The 19,384-nt window shown below is 64.5% G+C and carries 23 protein-coding genes; 13 read left to right on the forward strand and 10 right to left on the reverse strand.

The annotated features are described in order from the left end of the window. Positions 1-2: 2 nt before the first annotated feature. Complete coding sequence (locus AB7532_RS11545) at positions 3-830, forward strand: MBL fold metallo-hydrolase (RefSeq protein WP_441239244.1); 828 nt, start codon at positions 3-5, stop codon at positions 828-830. Between the two features lie 15 nt (positions 831-845). Here AB7532_RS11545 and AB7532_RS11550 read toward each other — a convergent pair whose 3' ends face one another. From AB7532_RS11550 to AB7532_RS11560, 3 genes are all read right to left on the reverse strand, one after another. Continuing rightward, positions 846-1,424 (reverse strand): amino acid synthesis family protein, encoded by a 579-nt coding sequence (locus AB7532_RS11550; RefSeq protein WP_441234915.1) that lies wholly within the window; start codon positions 1,422-1,424, stop codon positions 846-848. Between the two features lie 8 nt (positions 1,425-1,432). Further along, the gene (locus AB7532_RS11555) at positions 1,433-2,296 is read right to left on the reverse strand and encodes a fumarylacetoacetate hydrolase family protein (protein ID WP_441234916.1); all 864 of its coding nucleotides are present in this window, start codon (positions 2,294-2,296) and stop codon (positions 1,433-1,435) included. Positions 2,297-2,388: 92 nt separating this feature from the next. Continuing rightward, the gene (locus AB7532_RS11560) at positions 2,389-3,090 is read right to left on the reverse strand and encodes an FCD domain-containing protein (RefSeq protein WP_441234917.1); all 702 of its coding nucleotides are present in this window, start codon (positions 3,088-3,090) and stop codon (positions 2,389-2,391) included. Between the two features lie 111 nt (positions 3,091-3,201). On the opposite strand from AB7532_RS11560, the gene AB7532_RS11565 reads away from it, so the two are divergent. The 3 genes from AB7532_RS11565 to AB7532_RS11575 all read left to right on the forward strand — a co-directional run bounded on the left by AB7532_RS11565 (position 3,202) and on the right by AB7532_RS11575 (position 6,168). Then, positions 3,202-4,194: a zinc-dependent alcohol dehydrogenase family protein gene (locus AB7532_RS11565; RefSeq protein ID WP_441234918.1), complete on the forward strand. Its 993-nt coding sequence runs from the start codon at positions 3,202-3,204 to the stop codon at positions 4,192-4,194. A 16-nt stretch (positions 4,195-4,210) separates the two neighbouring features. Next, entirely contained in the window at positions 4,211-5,116 is a 906-nt protein-coding gene (locus tag AB7532_RS11570; protein WP_441234919.1) for a VOC family protein, read from the forward strand. Positions 5,117-5,190: 74 nt separating this feature from the next. After that, positions 5,191-6,168, forward strand: coding sequence for a tripartite tricarboxylate transporter substrate binding protein (locus tag AB7532_RS11575; protein ID WP_441234920.1), 978 nt, complete (start codon positions 5,191-5,193; stop codon positions 6,166-6,168). Positions 6,169-6,223: 55 nt separating this feature from the next. Here the strand turns inward: AB7532_RS11575 and AB7532_RS11580 are convergent, their stop codons facing one another. Then, a complete protein-coding gene (locus AB7532_RS11580; protein WP_441234921.1) occupies positions 6,224-7,297 on the reverse strand; it encodes a Cj0069 family protein in 1,074 nt (357 codons plus the stop codon). Positions 7,298-7,555: 258 nt separating this feature from the next. Between AB7532_RS11580 and AB7532_RS11585 the strand changes: the two genes are divergently transcribed. Continuing rightward, the gene (locus AB7532_RS11585; protein WP_441234922.1) at positions 7,556-7,981 is read left to right on the forward strand and encodes a hypothetical protein; all 426 of its coding nucleotides are present in this window, start codon (positions 7,556-7,558) and stop codon (positions 7,979-7,981) included. Between the two features lie 30 nt (positions 7,982-8,011). Here AB7532_RS11585 and AB7532_RS11590 read toward each other — a convergent pair whose 3' ends face one another. Further along, positions 8,012-8,971, reverse strand: a complete 960-nt coding sequence (locus AB7532_RS11590) for a cupin domain-containing protein (RefSeq protein ID WP_441234923.1) — start codon at positions 8,969-8,971, stop codon at positions 8,012-8,014. Positions 8,972-9,185: 214 nt separating this feature from the next. On the opposite strand from AB7532_RS11590, the gene AB7532_RS11595 reads away from it, so the two are divergent. The 4 genes from AB7532_RS11595 (at position 9,186) to AB7532_RS11610 (ending at position 12,187) form a co-directional block, all read left to right on the forward strand. Continuing rightward, on the forward strand, positions 9,186-9,956 hold the full coding sequence (locus AB7532_RS11595; RefSeq protein ID WP_441234924.1) for an alpha/beta hydrolase: 771 nt from the start codon (positions 9,186-9,188) through the stop codon (positions 9,954-9,956). A gap of 162 nt (positions 9,957-10,118) precedes the next feature. Then, positions 10,119-10,994: an alpha/beta fold hydrolase gene (locus AB7532_RS11600; RefSeq protein WP_441239245.1), complete on the forward strand. Its 876-nt coding sequence runs from the start codon at positions 10,119-10,121 to the stop codon at positions 10,992-10,994. A 60-nt stretch (positions 10,995-11,054) separates the two neighbouring features. Further along, complete coding sequence (locus AB7532_RS11605; RefSeq protein WP_441234925.1) at positions 11,055-11,579, forward strand: DUF302 domain-containing protein; 525 nt, start codon at positions 11,055-11,057, stop codon at positions 11,577-11,579. A 107-nt stretch (positions 11,580-11,686) separates the two neighbouring features. After that, positions 11,687-12,187 (forward strand): hypothetical protein, encoded by a 501-nt coding sequence (locus AB7532_RS11610; protein WP_441239246.1) that lies wholly within the window; start codon positions 11,687-11,689, stop codon positions 12,185-12,187. Positions 12,188-12,215: 28 nt separating this feature from the next. Here the strand turns inward: AB7532_RS11610 and arsC are convergent, their stop codons facing one another. Genes arsC through AB7532_RS11625 form a run of 3 tightly spaced genes read right to left on the reverse strand, consistent with a single transcriptional unit; the run spans position 12,216 to position 13,674 of the window. Continuing rightward, complete coding sequence (gene arsC / locus AB7532_RS11615) at positions 12,216-12,617, reverse strand: arsenate reductase (glutaredoxin) (RefSeq protein ID WP_441234926.1); 402 nt, start codon at positions 12,615-12,617, stop codon at positions 12,216-12,218. Then, positions 12,614-13,315, reverse strand: a complete 702-nt coding sequence (locus AB7532_RS11620; protein ID WP_441234927.1) for an aquaporin — start codon at positions 13,313-13,315, stop codon at positions 12,614-12,616. Before AB7532_RS11620 ends, arsC begins: the two co-directional genes overlap by 4 nt. After that, positions 13,315-13,674, reverse strand: coding sequence for an ArsR/SmtB family transcription factor (locus AB7532_RS11625; RefSeq protein ID WP_441234928.1), 360 nt, complete (start codon positions 13,672-13,674; stop codon positions 13,315-13,317). Before AB7532_RS11625 ends, AB7532_RS11620 begins: the two co-directional genes overlap by 1 nt. A 115-nt stretch (positions 13,675-13,789) precedes the next feature. On the opposite strand from AB7532_RS11625, the gene AB7532_RS11630 reads away from it, so the two are divergent. From AB7532_RS11630 to AB7532_RS11645, 4 genes are read left to right on the forward strand one after another with little or no spacing between them, the layout of a single operon-like run. Next, a complete protein-coding gene (locus tag AB7532_RS11630; RefSeq protein WP_441234929.1) occupies positions 13,790-14,107 on the forward strand; it encodes an ArsR/SmtB family transcription factor in 318 nt (105 codons plus the stop codon). A gap of 50 nt (positions 14,108-14,157) precedes the next feature. Beyond that, positions 14,158-15,525: an NAD(P)-binding domain-containing protein gene (locus AB7532_RS11635; protein WP_441234930.1), complete on the forward strand. Its 1,368-nt coding sequence runs from the start codon at positions 14,158-14,160 to the stop codon at positions 15,523-15,525. Further along, positions 15,522-16,718 carry an MFS transporter gene (locus AB7532_RS11640; RefSeq protein WP_441239247.1) on the forward strand — a complete coding sequence of 399 codons (1,197 nt, stop codon included), beginning with the start codon at positions 15,522-15,524 and terminating at the stop codon, positions 16,716-16,718. Before AB7532_RS11635 ends, AB7532_RS11640 begins: the two co-directional genes overlap by 4 nt. A gap of 28 nt (positions 16,719-16,746) precedes the next feature. Next, on the forward strand, positions 16,747-17,925 hold the full coding sequence (locus AB7532_RS11645; protein ID WP_441234931.1) for an MFS transporter: 1,179 nt from the start codon (positions 16,747-16,749) through the stop codon (positions 17,923-17,925). A 296-nt stretch (positions 17,926-18,221) separates the two neighbouring features. Here the strand turns inward: AB7532_RS11645 and AB7532_RS11650 are convergent, their stop codons facing one another. Both AB7532_RS11650 and AB7532_RS11655 read right to left on the reverse strand, forming a co-directional pair. After that, entirely contained in the window at positions 18,222-18,806 is a 585-nt protein-coding gene (locus tag AB7532_RS11650) for a DUF1254 domain-containing protein (RefSeq protein WP_441234932.1), read from the reverse strand. Next, positions 18,803-19,381 (reverse strand): DUF1214 domain-containing protein, encoded by a 579-nt coding sequence (locus tag AB7532_RS11655; protein WP_441234933.1) that lies wholly within the window; start codon positions 19,379-19,381, stop codon positions 18,803-18,805. Before AB7532_RS11655 ends, AB7532_RS11650 begins: the two co-directional genes overlap by 4 nt. Between the last annotated feature and the right edge of the window lie 3 nt (positions 19,382-19,384).

Consider the following 19,384-nt stretch of genomic DNA (forward strand, 5'->3'; position numbering starts at 1 on the left):
CGATGAAGATTCACCATCTCAACACCGGCACGATGTGCCCGATGGGCCGCCGTCTCGTGAACGGCACCGGCGGCCTGTTCCAGCGCGCCCGGCTGGTCTGTCATTGCCTGCTGGTCGAGACCAGTGACGGACTTGCCCTGGTCGACACAGGCATCGGCCTTGGCGATATCGCCACGCCCGGCCGGCTCGGGCGCCGATGGGTGCGTCAGACTGCGCCAAGGCTCGATCCCGCGGAGACCGCGGTCGAGCAGGTGAGGGCGCTCGGCTATTCACCCCAAGACGTCCGCCATGTGCTGCTGACGCATCTCGACCGCGATCACGCCGGCGGCGTACCTGATTTTCCGCATGCGGCGATCCACGTCCACCGCGCCGAATACGACATGGCGGTGCTGCGCAAGCCCGCGCCGCCCGTGGGGCGCTATGTCACGGCGCAGTGGAGCCATGGGCCGGGCTGGTCATTCTATGGCGAGGCCGGCGAGGACTGGTTCGGCTTCAAGGGCGTGCGCGCGCTCGGCGACAAGCAAGCCGACATCCTGATGATCCCGCTCGCCGGCCATACGCTCGGCCATTGCGGCATCGCGGTGCGATCAGGTGACGGATGGCTGCTGCATGCCGGAGACAGCTATTTCCACCACGGCCAGCTCGACGCATCGCCGCGCATGCCGCTGATGCTCGGCTATTTCCAGCGCAAGGGCGACATGGACCAGAGCATGCGGATCGCCAACCAGGCGCGGCTGCGCGCGCTCAAGCTGAACCATGGCGACCGCGTGAGGATCGTCAACAGCCACGATCCCGTGGACTACGAGAGCTGCCGCTGCGGGACGCATTGAGTGCGCGCCACATTGTCAGCGCTGCCCGTCATGTACGGAAATCTCGGACGCCTTGAGGCCCCCAATGCGTGCGTGAGGGCGGCCGCCGGTCGCCATCACCAGGCCGAACGCGATCTCGTCCCGCCTTGGCGCATCCCACAGCGTCATCTCCGCGGTGCCGAAATGGCTGCGGACATAGGCGGCGTGGATATGGCCGAGCGGCACCATCAGCCGCGTCCCGGCCCCGCCGATGGTCTTCGCCGCCGGAACGATCGCTTTGGGGTTTCCGAGCACCTCGCGCATGCCGTGGCCGCCAGCCTCGTGCCAGACGGCGCCATGCTCGAGCTCGCCGTCCTCGCCCACGATGATGCCCTTGCCATAGGCCTCGATCTGCGACGCGCCGCCAAGCTGCGCGATCAGCGCGTTCGCCAGCTCGCGTCCAAGCTCGCGCAAGGACGCCTGGAACGGCATCAGATCAGGCTCATAGCGGCCCGCGAAGGGATTGCGGATCACCGCAACGGCGGTTCCGATCAGCAGTGGCTTGTCCAGCCGGGGACCGCGCTCGTGCCAGATCGTCTCGACGCTGAGCGTGGTCTTGCGGATGTCGTGGGACATGCGCGGACCTAGGCCTCGGCCACGACGGGATTACGGAGCACGCCGATATTCTCGATCTCGACCTCGACCACGTCGCCGGGCTTGAGGAAGACCGGCGGCTTGCGGGTGAAGCCAACGCCGGCCGGCGTGCCGGTGGCGATGACGTCGCCGGGGACGAGGTCGAAGATGGTCGATGAATATTCGATCAGCCGCGGGATCGAGAAGATCAGCATCGAGGTGTCGGAGGACTGCTCCACCACGCCGTTGACGCGCGTCTCGAGCTTCAGCTTGGTGGGATCGCCGATCTCGTCCGGCGTCACCAACCACGGTCCGAACGGGCCGGTGCCGACAAAATTCTTGCCGGAGGCGATCTGCTGGGCATGACGCTGCCAGTCGCGCACGCTGACGTCGTTGTAGATCGAGTAACCGGCGACGTGGCTCCAGGCATCGGCCTGGCTGATGTGGCGGCCGCCCTTGCCGATGACGACGGCGAGTTCGCCTTCCCAGTCGAAATTGTCCGAGACCTTGGGCCGGATCACCGGCGCGTTGTGCGCGACCTGGGAGCGCCAGACCCGCAGGAAGATCGGCGGAAACTCCGTGATCTCGCGCTTCATGCCGAACGCCACGGCTTCGTTGTGGTGGTCGAGATAATTGCGCACGGCGCAGACGATCTTTTCCGGCCGCGGGATCACCGGCAGATATTTGATGTCGCCGAGCGCCAGTGTGGGCTTTTGCCCGGCGACGATGGCCGTGCGGCGCGCGAAGTCGTCGCTGCCGAGGAAGTCCGCAAGCGTCGGATACTGGGGCAGGGCGCGGGCCAGATCCACCACACCGTTTTCGACAACGGCTCCCCAGCTTTCCCGGTTTCCGTCCAAGAACGACAGCAGCTTCATGGTTTCGCCCCTAGGGTCATCATTTTCGATAAACGTATTATTTTCGAAAATTTGACCGGGCGCAAGCCCCCGCAGAAAAATGCCGGCGTGGCCTATGCGGCGTCGAGCAGATGGCCGGCGTATTTGGCGACGTTGTCGGAGGTCGATCGGATATGCGTCTCGATCAGCTGCACGGCGAGATCGGCGTTGCGCGAGATCGCGGCCTGCATGATCGCCTGGTGCTCGCCGGCCTTGTCGCGCGGCCGCGGCCGGAAATTGGCCGAGAGGTGCCGGTAGCGCTCGGCGCGGTCGAACAGCTCGGCGCGAATGGAAAGCAGCGTCGCGGAGCCGCAGGCGGACACCAGTGCCTGATGGAACTGGCGATGGGCGATCTTCCATTCGGGATCGCGCAAGGGGTGCTCGGGATCGCGTTGCTCGATTCGCTTCAATCTATGCAGTGTGGAGATGACGGCGATTTCCCAGTCGTCATTGCCCTTTTCGATCGAGCGGCGGATCAATTCGACCTCGATCAGCACGCGGGCGTCGGTGATCTCCACGAGATCCTGGCGGCTGACCGGCGCGACGCGAAACCCGCGCTGCTCCTGGGCATCGACCAGCCCTTCGGCGGTGAGCGCGGTCAGCGCCTCGCGCAGCGTCGTGAAGCTCGCGCCGAACCGTTCGCGCAGGACGTCGAACCGCAGCGGCTCGCCCGGCGCCAGGCCGCAGGCGATGATCTCCTCGCGCAGTCGATGCGTGATGTCGGCGGCGATGGTCTTGCCGAATTCCTTGCGGGGGCGAATGGCGCTGTCAGGCATCGTCTCTGCCGTTGAATCGATGCCTCAACATGCCGCGCCAAGGACCATCTTGCAATAATTTTCGTAATCGGTATGATTTTCGAAAATATGGTCTGGGGAGCAGGTTAAGTCATGAGGGCAGTGCTGGTGCGTCAGCCGGGAGGGCCGGATGCACTCGAATTGGTCGAGTTTCCGGTGCCCGCGCCGGGCGCCGGGCAGGTGCAGATCCGGGCCGAGGCGTTCGGGGTGGGACAGCCCGACGTGCTGATCCGGCGCGGCGTCTACAAATGGATGCCGCCATTGCCGGCCAATCCGGGCAACGATGTTGCCGGCCGCATCTCGGCGCTCGGGCCGGGCGTCGAAGGCTTTGCCGTCGGGCAGAAGGTGCTGCTGAGCGCGCGTGATCTGTCCCAGCGCGGCGGCTGTTACGCGGATTATGTGGTCGCGCCCGCGGATGCCATCCACGTGCTGCCCGACCACGTCGATCTTCAGGCGGCCGTATGTCTCTCGAACTACCAGGTGGCCCAGGCGCTGCTGCAGGAGTGCGGCCATCCGCGCGCGCCGAAAAGCGTGCTGGTGATCGGCGCTGCCGGCGGCGTCGGCACCGCGCTGGTGCAACTGGCAAAGCTCGCCGGGATGACCGTGATCGGAACGGTCTCGACCGACGAGAAGGCCGCGTTCGCAAAGGCCAACGGCGCCGATCACACCATCTTCTACCGAAGCGAGGACGTGGTGGCGCGGACGCGCGAGCTCACGAAGGGCGAGGGCGTCGGCCTCGTGCTCGATCACGTCTGCGGGCCCGAGTTCACCGGCTATCTCGGCGCGCTCGGCAAATGGGGCACGCTGCTGTCCTACAATGCCTTCGCCGGCTTGCCGGAAGAGAATCTGATGGCGGCGATGCGCGACCATCTCGACATCTGTCCGGCGATCCGCTGCTTCTCCTTCCACATCTACGACCACGATCGCGACGGCCGCCGTGCCCTGATGCGCAGCGTGATCGATGCGCTGGGCCGCAATGCGATCAAGCCGGCGATCTCGGCGGTGCTGAAGCTCGACGAGGTCAGGAAAGCCCACACGCTGCTCGAGCAGGGCTCCGCGCTCGGCAAGATCATCATGATTCCATGAGGGGATGGACTGCACGATGACGACACAGGCACCCATCGCACGCTTCACCCGGCTGCGGCACGCGACCTTCGCCTCGCCCGATCCGGAGCGGCTGCTCGACTATTATCGCGGCGTGATCGGACTTGGTCTCATTGCCCGCGATGGAGAGCGCATCTTTCTCGCCAGTGATTGCGAGCAGCTCTCACTCGTGATCGAGCGAGGGGCTGCGGCGCTGAAGAGCATCGCCTTCGAGATATCCCCCGACGTCCAGATCGAAGCGCTGGGCGCTGCGCTCAAGCAGGCCGATTTGCGCCCCGAGCTTCAGAGCGATCCTCTGCCCGGCGTTTCGAGACTGCTCTCGTTCACCGATCCCGACGGCACGCGCTTCGAGCTGATCCAGGGCTGGACGCCGACACCCGCGCAGGAGCGGATCGGAGGGCTCGCCGTCAGCAAGCTCGGCCATGTCGCGCTTCGCACGCCCGACCCGCAGGCGGCCTCGGAGTTCTACGCCAACGTCATGGGTCTGCGGGTCTCCGACTGGATCGAGGACCGCTTCGTCTTCATGCGCAGCGGCTTCGAGCATCACACGCTGAACTTCGCCCGCGCGCTCGATCGCGGCCTGCATCATCTCGCGTTCGAGCTGCGCGGCCCCGCCCACATGCACCAGGCCTGCGACCATCTCGCGCGGCACAAGCTGCCCGTGCTCTGGGGACCGGTGCGTCACGGCCCCGGGCACAACACCGCGATCTACCATCGCAATCCCGACGGACATCTGGTCGAGCTGTTTTGCGATCTCGACCGCATGAGCGATGAGGAGCTCGGCTATTTCGAGCCCCGTCCCTGGCATCGCGATCGTCCGCAGCGGCCCAAAATCTGGGTCGGCCTGCCGCGCGACGTCTGGGGCATGGCCCCATCGCCTGAATGCACGGAGTTCGCGCGCTAGGTAGTTCGGATACGACTTGAAGAACGCCGCTCCGTTGCGGCCAAGGACATAACAAACAAAAGGGAGAAGCATCCATGCTTGGGATGAAGCGGCTTGCTGCGGCCATTTTTCTGCTTGGTGGTTGTCTCGCGACCGGCCCGGCATCGGCCGACACTTACCCGTCGCGCCCGATCCGCCTGCTGCACGGATTCGCGGCCGGCGGCGCGGCCGACACGCTGTCGCGCATCATCGCCGACGGGCTCTCGAAGAAGCTCGGGCAGCCGATCATCGTCGAGGCCAAGCCCGGTGCCGGCGGCAACATCGCCGCGGATGCCGTCGCGAAAGCCGCGCCCGACGGTTACACGCTCGGGCTCGTCACCGGGGCGCATGCGATTTCCGCGGCGACCTACAAGAGCCTTGCCTACCAGCCGGCCGAGAGCTTCGAGATGATCTCGACGCTGGTCTATTACGCGCTCGTCATCGCCGTGCGCAACGACTCTCCGGCAAAATCGCTGGCCGATCTCATCGCCATGGCCAAAGAGAAGCCCGGCGCGCTCAGCTTCGGATCGGTTGGTTTCGGCAGCACACATCACCTCGCCGGCGAACTGCTGAACGCGACCGCCGGAATCGAGATCGTGCACGTGCCGTATCGCGGCGATTCCCAATCCGTCACCGCGCTGCTCGGCGGCGAGGTGCCGGTCATCGTCGGCACGCCCGTGCTGCTCGCCCCGCAGATCCAGGCCGGAGCGATCCGCGGTCTCGCGGTGACCTCGCCGGCGCGCACCGCCCTGCTGCCGAACGTCCCCACGGTTCAGGAGGCCGGCATCCAGGGCTATGACGTGCGGACCTGGGCCGGCCTCCTGGCGCCCAAGGGCACGCCGCCCGCCATCATGGCCACGCTCAATGCAGCGACGCTCGAGGTGCTGAAGGACCCCGACATCAAGCAGCGCCTGGAAACCGCCGTTGGCGGCGAAGTCCGCGGCAGCTCGCCCGCGGAGATGAAGGCGCTGATCGAGACCGAGATCGCCAAATGGACCGGCGTGGTGGAACGGGCGAAGATTCCGAAGATCTGAGTGACGGAGGCCGCAGCGCTGACGGTGCGGCCCCCGTGAATGCGTTCCTGTTCTGCTATCCGAGCGAACCGGCGACGTGGCTCTGCAAGAGGCGTTGCCGCACCGTTCGTGCGATGGCCGCCGGTGCGTCCTCGGGGATGGCAAAACACGAACTCGCATTGATCTCGCACAACACGTAGGTGTCGGCGCCGGCCGCATCCCGCGGCCCGTACAGGAAGTCCGCGTCCCAGATCGCCGGCAGCGAGGTGTCATCGATACCGAGCGTGTCCATCATCTGCGGCGTCCATTCGTCCTCCATCGATCTCCGGAGCGTCTGGAATTGCGGGGCATCGGGTCCGTGCATGATCCGCGGGCCGGGTTGCGCTTCAGGCGTATCAGGCCCCTCCGGCGGCGGCGGAATCAACGCCTTGATCTTCTGCTGCCCAAAGCCTGCGACGTTGGCGCCGCTCATGTAGCAGCGGATCATGCCGTCGGGCAGGCGGGGTTGAAATGCCTGGTCGATGATGCAGCCGCCCCAGCCGAAATAAGGTTCGCATCGCGCGATGAAGGCTTCGAGCAGCATGTCCTCGGGCACGCTGCCGCGCTGTGCGTGGAGCACGCGAACCATGGCGTTGGGAAGCGCCTCCACCTTCCAGACGCCTTGGCCTCCATTGCCGCGATTTTGCTTCAGCACGCGCGGGCCGTTCGTCCGAAGGCGCGCGGGAAACTCGGCGCGGAGGCTGGCGTTGGTGTCATAGCGATGCGTGTCGGCGCCCCAGCCCAGATGACGCGTGCGATAGAGCACCTCCTTGACGCCCATCTTCAGGATGACATCGGGATGCGCGCTCACCCATGGTCCCTGCGCTGCCACGTCACGCAGCAGCGGATCGAGCGCCTCGCGCGTCTTTCCCTGATGGATCGGATCGACCCAGACCAGCACGCCGTCGACGGCGAGCAGTTGATCGCGGACGGTGCCGGCAAAAATTTCGTCGTAGATCACCGGCCGGGCGTCGATGCCGAGAGCCGCGAGTGCTTCGAAGACGCGGACGAAACGGCTGTTCTGCGCTGTCGCGTCCGCCCGTGCGGCAGCGTCGCCGCGTGAGAGGATAGCAATCGTCTTTGGAAGAGAGGAGTGTCGTTCGGTGGTCATGCGCAAGCTCCACGAGTGGCGTGCTGCGCAGAGCTTGGACCGGGGTCTCACGGGGAGTCTGCTTCGTCCCCACGATGTCATTCTGCCAGTGGTTTGCCCGACCTGTCAAAGCTTCCCGGTCCTGGGTCGTCGGTGCTTCGAGAGGGAATCTGCATTGTCAGTTGTCCACACCCACGACACGCAGTATCGAATTGTGGATCCGACCTACTAGCCATCGATTATTTGCCAGCGCCGTCCAGCACGGCTTTGATGGCGGCCATGGGGACGAAATCACGCGAGGTCATCTGGAGCGGCCGGATCATGGGGGCGGAGATTTCCGCCAAGCACGCCCGCGAAGAGGCGAAGAAGGCCGTTCGTGAAGCCGATCGCGCCGAGGCCGAAGCCTGGTCGGTCCGCATGGAAGGCTACGGCGGTCCCTCGCAGCCGTCGCCGACGATCGGGCAATGCATCAACGGCGGCATGGGCTGGCTCGAGGTCGAGTGCAACAGGTGCAAGACGCGCGCAAGCCTGCCGCTCGATGCGATCCGTCGTCCCCGCGATACGCCGATCTGGAAGCTGGAAGCGTCGCTGAAGTGCCGGTCATGCCGGAAGGGACGTTATGCTCCGCCTGTCCACATGATCAAGCTGACGGCCGTGCGAAGCATCACGCCGTATAAATGGGTGCATCCGACCGAGGAACGCTAGTACATGACAAACGATGCTGACTTCAGCTGGTCAATCGACAGCTGCTTCCGGAATGTCAGCTTGGCTTTCACCGCTGCTGGATTGTCTGGCTGTTCGGTACCGTCCAGGCGATAGGCCGTGATATCGATGGAACAGCTTGGAAAACGCCGCTGCTGTCTCGTAGCCCACGCGGCTGGCAATCCGTGCAATGGGTTCGTCGCTGGTTTCCAGCAGGAACGCCGCTTCGGCCATCCGGCGCTCGATCACATAGCGGTGCATCGACTGGCCGACGAGCTTGGTAAAGCGCGCCGAAAACACCGAGCGGCCGAGCCCGACGCTTTGGCCGAGATCGCTCAGGGTCCAGGGCCGCTCCGGGTTTTCGTGGATCAGCTTGAGCGCCGGTCCGATATGCGGGTCAGATATGGCCCCGAGCCAGCCGCCCTGTCCGGGACGGAGAGACGCGATCCAGTTTCGGAGCACCTCGACAAAGAGCACTTCGGTCAGCCGTGACAGCGCGACGCGTTGGCCGGGGCGCTCCAGCGCGGACTCGCTGACCATGCGGCGCAGGATTGCTTCGAGCCAGCCGCCGTCAATCGTCGGCTTCAGCAGGAGCACAGGCGGAAGCAGCTCCAGCACACCACCAAACATCGGCCGTGACACAGTGAAATTGCCGCAGATCATGGTCGAGAGCGGCTCTGCACCTTTGCCGTGACGAACGACGCCGAGAAGCGGCGACGATCGGTCGATATCTATGATCCGCAAAGGCTTGGCCCGGCGATCCGAATAAAACACATGGGGCGCGCCGTGCGTGACGACGACAAAATCGCCCTCGGTCATCTGGATGGCCTGTCCCTGTTCGACGACCAGGGTCGCGGAGCCTTTGCTCAGATAGTGAAACAGGGCGTAGGGGCGTGCCGGCAACTCGAGGTGCCAGGGATGGCCCAGCTCGAAGTGGAAGAGCAGCGTCCCGCCGAGGCGAACCCGATCGAGGACCTGAGCGAGAATATCCATGCCGCCGAGCTTAGACCGGTGGACGATTGGACACAACATCCGGACGATTGATCTCTATCGTCCGGAGGGGCTGCGGAATAGGTCATGGCGCGGCGGGCCGACGTCATGAGCGGCGACCATTCGCCAACGGCAGATGGAAGAACCGCGGCTTTATTGGAAACGCCTGTCCATTCCCCCGGACCGTATTCGTCCGACACGCCAACAGGATCGATTAATGCGAAATCTCCTCTTCTCAGCCGCCACCGTTCTTCTCGCCGGATCGACATTGGCCGCCTCCGCCAATTCCGCCGAACTGCCCAAGGGCGCCGCCCACAATATCGTGCTCGTGCACGGCGCGTTCGTGGACCAGACGAGCTGGCAGCCGGTTGCCGATATTCTCACGAAGAAGGGCTACAACGTCACGCTGGTCGAAAATCCGCTCACCTCGCTTGCCGCTGACGTCGATGCCACGAAACAGGCGCTGGCGAAGCAGAACGGCAAGACCGTCCTCGTCGGCCATTCCTGGGGTGGCGTGGTGATCACGCAGGCCGGCAACGATCCCAAGGTCTCGGCGCTGGTCTACGTCTCCGCTTTCGCACCCGACGTCGGACAATCTCTGGCGACGCTCGCCAAGAGCGGTCCGGCGACCGAAGGCACCGCTGCGATTCATCCCGACGCCAAGGGCAACCTCTACATCGATCCCAAGGTGTTTCCGTCCGCGGTTGCGGCCGACCTTCCCCCTGAGATCGCGGAATCGCTGGCAAACCACCAGCTTCCGCTGAACCACATGGCGTTCGAGGCACCGGTCGATACGGCCGCCTGGCACGACAAGCCGACATTCTACGTGATCAGCACCAAGGACAAGGTGATCGCACCCGAGGTCCAGAAGCTTTTCGCCGCCGGTATGAAGGCGCAGACGACCGAAGTCGCCGGCAGCCATGCTTCGCTCGTCGTTCATGCCAAGGACGTCGCCGCGGTGATTGAAAAGGCCGCCCTCGCGAAGTGACGGTGTTGCTCCCGGCGCTTTCGCGCCGGGAGCACGCGCGCTCCACGCATGCAGAACGCATCGGCCGCGATGACCCAAACCAGCGACGTTGGCGCCCAGCGACATCCTGGAAGAAGCATCGCGGTCAATGCCCCCCATTGTGCCAAGCATCCGGAGAACGACATGACTCTACTCGACACAGCGAGCCGGGACGCAGCAACGCTCGAAACGACACCCACGCGCTACATCGAAGGTCGCGCAGCCCGCTTCGCCTATCGCCGCCTCGGACCTTCGACCGGAACGCCGCTGGTGCTGCTACAGCACTTCTCGGGCAACATCGATGCCTGGGATCCCGCGGTCGTCAATGCCCTTGCCGCCGATCGCCCGGTGATCGCCTTCGACAATGCCGGGGTCGGTCGCTCGACGGGCCAAACGCCCGACAACGTCGAGGCGATGGCGCGGGACGCGGTCGACTTCATCAACTCGCTCGGCCTGTCCAAAGTGGATCTGTTGGGCTTTTCCCTCGGCGGCTGCGTCGCCCAGCAGATTGCCTCCGAGCACGGAGCGCTGGTGCGCAAGCTCATTCTCGTCGGCACCGCGCCGAAAGGCGGAGAGGAGCACCTGTTGATGGTTCTGCAACAGGCGTTTTCCCAAACCGATGCCCCGGACCCGCGTTTGCCGCTGTTCTTCACCACGTCCGACCCAAGCCGGTCGTCCGGCCTGGCCTTCCTGAAGCGGACGAAGGTGCGCAAGGACGATCGGGACACGGATAACGGCAATGCCGTCACCGATCCGCAAGCCAAAGCGCTGATCACCTGGTGCGCAACGCCTGATCCCGATCATGAGATTCTGCGCGCCATCCGTCAGCCCGTTCTTGTGGTCAGCGGCAGCCACGACACCATGCTGCCCGCGGACAATGCCTACGTGATGTTCAAGCATCTGAGCAACGCGCAGTTGGCGCTTTATCCCGATTCAGGGCATGGCGCCCTGTTTCAGCATCACGAGATGTTCGTCAGTCACGTCAGGACCTTCCTGGACGCAGAGGCCATCGCTGCGTGATCCCGGCGCGTTCCGATGCGGTCGGGCGCACATGTCCATGAGAGTGTTACGGAGGATGCAATGACGATCGCGAAAGTCGAAGTCGAACGCTTCAGCGTCACAAGCTCAAAATCGTTCGAGGCTGTCGTCGCTTCGCTGAAGTCGGCGGTCGGGCAGCCGGACATGAGCGAATTTTTCAAGGCGACCCGGGCGACAAACGACTTCCGGGATTTGGAGCGCATCGTGCGAAGCGGCCTCGGCCGCACCGGCCTGATGCTCTTCGCGGAATACGATTTGGGCGACATCCTGCGTCGCGAAACCGGGGCCAGTACACCCAAAGTAATGCGATTTGTCATCGGCAATCCGCTCATCATGAAAGAGATGGTCAAGCATGTGCCCGATGCCGGATCTTACGCTCCGGTCACGGTCTTGATCGATGAACGTCCCGATGGCGTACATCTCTCTTACGACCAGATGGAGAGTTATCTGCTGCGTTATGGCAACTCGCAGGCCCTTGCCGTCGCCCGGGATCTGGACGCGAAGGTAACGACCTTGCTGCGCGAATGCGCCGGTCTGAAACATTCAGATGACGCTCTCGACGATTGAATGCGTATCTCTTGCCATGCGCGCAGGGCGGCGAGATGCGCCGCCACACCAACAGTTCGAAAGCCCGAAGGGAATTCTGCGTGAATAGGTTATTTCTTGCTATTCTCATGGCATCGGCTCTCTCCTCCGGCGCTGTAGCCGCGTCGCCCGAGATCGCGCAGGAGCCGCTGGACTCTGCTACGCTGAGCACGATCAAGTCAAAATTCGGCACGCTCATGGAATTGGCCAACAGGCATGATTTCCAGGCTCTGCATGATATGTTCTGGCAATCGCCCTCGACGCTGTTGGTCGCGAAGAGCGCGATCCCATCCGAGGGAAACTGGGCCGGCTTTTGGGGCAACGAGGCGGTTGACCGGAAGCTGCATGATATCGGCAGTTCCGGTCCGGTCGTGCTCGAGCCGGACTATTCGAAACTCCGGGTTGTCGGCCTGACACGTGACGTCGCGGAGTCCTATGTGCCGATGAACATCACGGTCTCTTATGCGGGGCAAGATGGAACGGCCAGGCCGTTTCTCATGATCATCAACTGGCTTCGCGTCGGGGAGGACTGGAAGATCGCTTCCGAAATCATTCTACCGGTGCCGCCCCGACCCGCCACGAAAGGCTAGGCGCTGGGACTCTCTATCAGGTCGAGCTCTATCGCGCTTCGACCACTTCGCCGTCCTCCTTGACGAAGCGGCCGAGGGGCCTGTCGAGGAGATCGATGACGGCTTCGGAGGGGCGGCACAGCCGGGTGCCCTTCGCAGTCACAACGATCGGCCGGTTGATCAGGATGGGATGCGCGAGCATCTGGTCAATCAGCTCGTCATCGGACCATTTGGGGTCGTCGAGACCGAGGTCCTTGTAGGGCGTACCCTTCTCGCGCAGCAATGCGCGAGCGGAAATTCCCATGGCTGCGATCAGTTCTTTCAGCGTTTCGCGTGATGGCGGAAACTTGACGTATTCGATGACGACAGGCTCGACGCCGCTCTGCCGGATCATCGCCAGCGTGTTGCGCGAGGTGCCGCAGGCGGGATTGTGGTAGATCGTGACGCTCATCGCGGGGTCTCCGTAACAGCAACAGGGTGGCGGGCCTTCGGGTTTCCGAGCAGCCAATTCATCAGCAGTAACCCGGCGAATGCTCCGCAAAGCTCGGCCAGGATGAAGCCGGGCAGGTCGGTGGGACGAATGCCGGAGAACGTGTTCGTCAGTGACCGCGCAATGGCGACCGCTGGATTGGCGAATGAGGTGGACGCAGTGAACCAATACGCCGCCGTGATGTAGAGGCCGACCAGCCAGGGGATCGCTGTCCGCTGAAAGCGGATGCCGGCCAGGATCGTTGCGATCAACCCGAAAGCGGCGACCGCTTCGGCCAACCATTGCGGCCCTCCCGTTCGAACCTTGGTCGAGAGGTCGAGCAGGGGGAGTCCGAACATCAGGTGCGCAGCCATTGTCCCCGCGATGCCGCCGGCGATTTGCGCGACCACGTAAAGCACAGCCTCGTTCACCGGCAGCTCGCGTTTGCCGGTGAAGACGAGAGTGACTGCGGGGTTGAAGTGCGCGCCGGAGATCGGACCGAGCACCGTGATCAGCACAACCAGTATGGCTCCCGTTGGCAGTGTGTTGCACAGAAGCGCGAGTGCAACGTCCCTGGTCAGCGTTTCCGCCATGATGCCGGAGCCGACGACGGTGGCGACGAGAATGCCGGTGCCGAGGGCTTCGGCTGCGAGGCGTCGCGAGAGATCGAAATTGTCCATCAGCGTGCCCGCTCTTTCCGTTTTGGCGAGCAGCAGGCTTGCAGGGTCGCGACGACCGGCTCACAAACCTCAGGCCGCCCGCCGCAGCAATCCCGAAGCAGGAAGACCGCGATGTCCCGGAATTCGGCGAGGTTGGCGCGGTAGACGATCGAGCGGCTGTGCCGTTCCGACGAAACGAGACGCGCGCGGCTCAGGATCGACAGATGCGCCGAGAGCGTGTTCTGGGGCACCTCCAGCAGGCGGGCAAGGTCGCCGGCAGCAAGGCCGTCGGGCTCGTGCCTGACCAAGGTCCGGAAGGCCTCCAGACGGGTTGGTTGGGAGAGGGCGGCAAGCGCCAGGACGGCTTCTTCAGTTTCCATATATCCGGATTTATGGAATTATAGTGGGCGTGTCAATCAGGAGTTGCTCGGCGTTATTTCGAATATTCTAGAAATATAGTTGACAGCCCCCGCGAAGGGGCGCACCGTTGCTGTCATGAAGATCGCTGACGCCGCTGCACGTTTGGAAGCGCTGGGCAATCAAACCCGGCTTCAGATTTATCGGGCTTTGGTTCGGGCAGGGCACTCGGGAATGCCTGTGGGCCGTCTGCAGGAAAAGCTGAAAATCCCGGCGTCGACGCTGTCGCATCACATCAAGGCCTTGGTTGCCGTCGGCCTCGTCAATCAGGTTCGGGAATCCACAACCCTGGTTTGCCACGCGAACTTCGATGCGATGCAGGGGCTGGTCGATTTTCTCGCGGCGGAGTGCTGTGCGGACGAAGTCGGATGCAAGGGCGCGCAGACGGCGGCGTGATCTTTTCGACTTCGTTTATTCGATGATTCTAGAAGAATGGGAGAATTCGAATGCGTGAGAAGACGGTGGCCATCATCGGGGCAGGGCCGGTCGGTCTGGCAGCCGCCGCCCATGTGCTCGAACGCGGCATGTCTCCGATCGTTATCGAGGCCGGCCCCGAAGCCGCACACGCTGTCCGTCAGTGGCAGCACGTCCAGCTTTTCTCGCCGTGGGAATACAATATCGATAAAGCATCGGCGCGCCTGCTTGCGCCGACGGGCTGGAATTCACCCGACCCCCAGTCCTATCCGACCGGAGGCGAACTGATCGATCGATATCTCGTGCCGCTCGCAACACGCACACCGCTTCGCGAGGCGATCCGGACCTCAAGCCGCGTCACCGCCATCAGCCGAGCCGGGTTCGACAAGGCCAAGACAAAAGGACGCGAGCTGGCGCCTTTCGAGATCCGCTATCAGAACGGCAGGGGACCCGAGGTGCTGCGCGCGGACGCCGTCATCGATACGTCGGGCACATGGTTCTCCCCCAATCCCGCTGGCGGCAATGGCTTGCCGGCGATCGGCGAGCGTGAATGCGCTGAGCACATCGCCTACGGCATGCCGGACGTCCGGGGGGCCGGTCGTTCAAGATATGCCGGGAAGACCGTTGCGGTGCTCGGCGCCGGCCACTCCGCGGTGGGCACGCTGATCGATCTCGTCCGTCTCGCCGACGAGATGCCCGGCACGCAACCCGTCTGGCTCTTGCGCGGGGCCGATCCCGCCAAGGCTTTCGGCGGTGGCCGCAACGATAAACTCGCCGCACGTGGCGAACTCGGCAGCGCCTTCGCCGCGCTCGTTGCCTCCGGCAGGATCAGGGTCGAGACCGGGTTCGGCGTCACGCACCTCTCTGAATCCGAAGGTCGCCTCAAGATCGCGGCCGGCTCCTGTTGTGGAGCGCGAAGCGTGATCGCCGACGAACTGATCGTCTCGACGGGTTTCCGTCCCGACTTTTCGTTCCTCTCCGAGCTGCGTCTGCGACTCGATCCCGCCATCGAGGCGCCGGTCGCTCTCGCGCCGCTGATCGATCCCAACGAACATAGCTGCGGGACCGTGCGCCCGCACGGCGCCCGCGAGCTCGCGCATGACGAGCCGGGATTCTATATGGCCGGCATGAAGTCGTATGGCCGCGCGCCGACTTTCCTCATGATGACGGGCTATGAGCAGGTTCGCTCGATCGCGGCGGAGCTCGCCGGCGACAAGGAGGCGGCTGCGCGAGTCGAACTCGTACTGCCGGAGACCGGCGTTTGCACGCGCGGCGGTGTCGAATCGGCTGAAGCCGCACCGGGATGTTGCGGTGGACCGGCGAAGGAGGAATTGTCGGCTTGCTGCGCCGCCGACGAGACGGCGAAGCAGGCCGGTGCTTCGGGGTGTGGTTGTTCATGAGGCAGGTTCTTGCGGGCCAGGCTGGAGGCCCGCTCGCCGTCGTGCTCGCGCTCGGCACGGCGCAAACCATCGCGTGGGCGTCGAGTTATTATCTCCCCGCCATCCTCGCCGCGCCGATCGCGCGGGAGCTCGATCTCTCGCCGACTTACGTGTTCGGTGCGCTCTCGGGTGCGCTCATCATCTCGGGGCTCCTTGGGCCCCGCGTCGGGCACGCCATTGACAGGTTTGGCGGGCGCGGTCTGCTTGCGATCTCGAATTTTGTCTTCGCGGTCGGCTTGCTCATGCTGTCTGCGGCTCACAATGTCGCCGTGCTGGTCGCTGCGTGGGTGCTGCTCGGTATCGGCATGGGCATGGGTCTCTATGAGGCGGCATTCGCCACGCTTGCGCGCATCTATGGCACCGGTGCGCGGAAGTCCATCACGGGAATCACATTGATCGCGGGCTTCGCCAGCACGATCGGCTGGCCGCTCTCGACCTTGCTGTACGATGAGTTCGGCTGGCGGGCCACGTGCCAGATCTGGGCTCTCATCCACATCGCGATGGCGCTTCCGCTCAATTTGTTTCTGCCCCGCGTGGTGCCGTCAGGGTTGGAGGTGCCGCCCGCCGCGCAAGCGGAGGGGGTCTCCCGTCGCAGCGAAACGTTCGCGATGGTCGTGTTGGCCTACATGTTTGCCGCTGTCGGCTTTGTCAGTTCCGGTCTTTCGGCAATCCTGCCGACGATGCTGGTGTCCCTCGGTGCGACGCCGGCCGCTGCGCTGTTTGCCGCGGCGCTGGTTGGTCCCGCCCAGGTCGGTGCGCGTCTGCTGGAAGCGGGATGGCTCGCACGCTATCATCCGCTGGTCTCGGCGCGACTTGCCACCCTCATGAACCCGATTGGCGTCATCACATTGATCCTGGGCGGTCCTGTTTTCGCGCCGGTTTTCGCGATCTTCTATGGCGCGGGAAACGGCATCGTCACTATCGCTCGCGGGACCTTGCCGCTCGCGTTGTTTGGTCCTGCCGGATTTGGCAAACGCGTTGGTGTCATATCGCTTCCCGCGCGCGCCACTGGCGCGTTCGCGCCGCTCGTGATGGGGCTGATGGTGGAGCACGTGGGGAGCCAGGCGTTGTGGATCACGGTCCTTGCCTCGACCTCTGCCTTTGTTGCGCTATCGCTCTTGCCCAAGCCTCGCAACGGAGGCGCACATTCGTAACCTCAGCGGTCGGTCTCTGATTGCCGTCATGTGCCTCGGCCAGGTCGGCAATCTGCTGCCGCATGTGACCTTGTCCGCAAATCTGGCGCAGCATCTGATGCCGGCATGGGGCCTCTCCGCCGCCGAGGGCGGCTTGATGGCGAGCGGCTATGCGTTCGGATACATGCTTGCCGTGCCCGTGCTGACGACGCTGACCGACCGGATCGACGCACGGATCGTCCTTCTTTGCGGCTCAATACTGAGCGGGCTGGCGACAGCAGCGTTCGGCATCTTCGCACAAGGGTTCTGGTCGGCGACCGCGATCTGGTCTCTTGCCGGGCTTGGATTTGCCGGCGCCTACATGCCGGGATTGAAGGCGCTGACGGACCGGCTTCCCGCCGGCGACACCTCACGGGCCGTCACGCTGTACACGTCGAGCTTCTCGGTCGGCGTCGGCCTTTCATTTCTGGTGGCCCAAATCATCGCTGACAAATGGGGTTGGCGAAGCGCGTTCGTCGTCACCGGCTTTGGTCCCATCGCCATGGTCATCGCGTGCCTCCTGATGCAGGCGCAGCGGCCCGCACCGAAGGCGGGGCGCCTGTTGAACTTCGCGCCCGTTTTCGCCAACCGCGAGGCGCTTGGATATATTCTCGGCTACGGCGCCCACTGCTTCGAGCTCTACGGCATCCGCACCTGGCTGGTCGGATTCTGGACCTTCGTGATCGCGCATCAGGGCGCGCCGTCGTGGCTCAGCCCCGTCGTGCTGAGCTTCTGCTTCGCGGTGATCTCGATGCCCGCAAGCATCCTCGGCAACGAAGCCGCGCTGAAGTTCGGCCGCCATCGGGCGATCACGATGGTGATGATCGCGTCAGCTTGCGTTGCACTAGTCATCGGGCTCAACGCGACCGCTCCGGCATGGGTGCTCGCGCTGCTGCTGCTCGCCTACGGCCTGACCGTCCCGGCTGATTCAGGCGCGTTGACCGCCGGCATGTCGGCGGCCGCCGTCTCCGAACATCGTGGTGCAACTCTGGCTTTGCATTCGACCGTCGGCTTCGGTCTGTCAGCGCTCGGGGCCTGGGGAACCGGCGCAGCACTCGACGCGGCTGGCGGCCCGCAGAGCGCGAACGGCTGGCTGCTGGCGTTCGTCGTGCTCGCAGCCGGAATTGCGGTAGGTCCTTTCGCGCTGTCGTGGGCGCGGTTGGCGCAGCCGGAAAAGCAGCGAGCGTGAGCATGCTTGCTCCCAAATGCAAACACCCGCGACGGATGGCTCCGCGCGGGTGTGTGACGAACTCTCGACGATCCCAGTATGCCCCTGTTTTGCCCGACGAGTCAAACTGCTCGCTCCGCCGTCATTGCGAGGAGCCCTTGCGACGAAGCAATCCAGCGTCTTGCTCGAAGGAAAACTGGATTGCTTCGCTGCGCTCGCAATGACAGCGGAAGAGCCCAATGATTCCAGCACCATCGCTACTGTGCATGGGGTTGTTTTCGTACTTTTTGTTTTGCGCGTGCTGAAACGTTCGCGTGTCAGCGCCGTCCGCGCGGCGCTTCGGCCTTGGCGGGCGCATCCGTCTGCGGGCCGCAGGTCGCGGCTGTCAGCGTCGCCTGCGCCTGCTGCATCAGACCGGGCTCGGCGGCGAGCGCCTTCATCACGATCAGGCCGGTCGTGCTCGGGGAATCGATGATCAGGCGGTCGGCTGCGGTGATTTCTTCGTCCTCGGGCAGCTCGTTGTGCTGCGGCTCGGTCATGAGGTCGAGCTCGATCACCTTCTTGCCGGCGGAGCGATCGTTGATGGCGTAATAGGCGATCTCGTTGCGGGTGTAGAACGACACCGAGGTGTAGGCTTGGCTCACCGGCACCGTCAGCTTGATCGGCCCGTTCGTGAGGTCATAGCGGCAGATCGCCAGCGCAAAGGCCGGGTCCATGAACGGCATCGGCGATGTGTTGGGATCGGCGAGCGGCAGCTGGGTGACGCCGTTGAGCTTGGTCATCGGCGTCAGCCGCGAATAGGCGTCCTGCGTCGCGATCCGCGGCAGCGCCAGCACGCTGACGAGATGAACCACGAGGCCCAGCACCACACCCGCGACGATCGTGAACAGCAGGCGGATCATGAGCAGCCCACCGTCTTGATCGTGGGCATCGGCGCATCGCGCTGGGTGCGGGTGGCGACGCCGACCGGGGTGTCGTAGAGGCGCAGCATCAGCGCGTAGCGCTCGATGCCGCCGGTCGGCAGCCAGTTGCCGGCGCGCGAGCGCGAGGCGATGCGGATCTCGAAGGTGCCGTCGGACTGCCGCACGATCTCCTGGCTGGTGAAGCCGTAGCGCTGGAGCGAGTTGGCGACGAGGTGGCCCTTGCGGTCGTACAGCGTCAGCGTCCAGAACCGCGCCGGTGGCGTCACGCCGGAGACCACGACGTCGCAGCGGCCGTCCAGCGCCTTCTTCTTGTCGTCGGCGGTCGCGGTGAAGGCGACGCCGTCACCGGTGCCGATCGGCAGCTCGCCGTTGCGCACGATGGTGGCGCGCGAATAGGGATCGACATCGGCGGTGCCGGTGCGGGGGCGGGCGGTCCACGGGCCGATGGTCAGCGCGCCGATCTCGGTGCCGCGCGTCGTCGTCATCCAGGTCGCGCCGACGCCCACCACGCTCGCGAGCAGAAGGGCCGTCAATGTGATCAGGATCAGCCGCACGGG

This window comes from Bradyrhizobium sp. 930_D9_N1_4 (genome assembly GCF_052076015.1).
GTDB lineage: Bacteria > Pseudomonadota > Alphaproteobacteria > Rhizobiales > Xanthobacteraceae > Bradyrhizobium.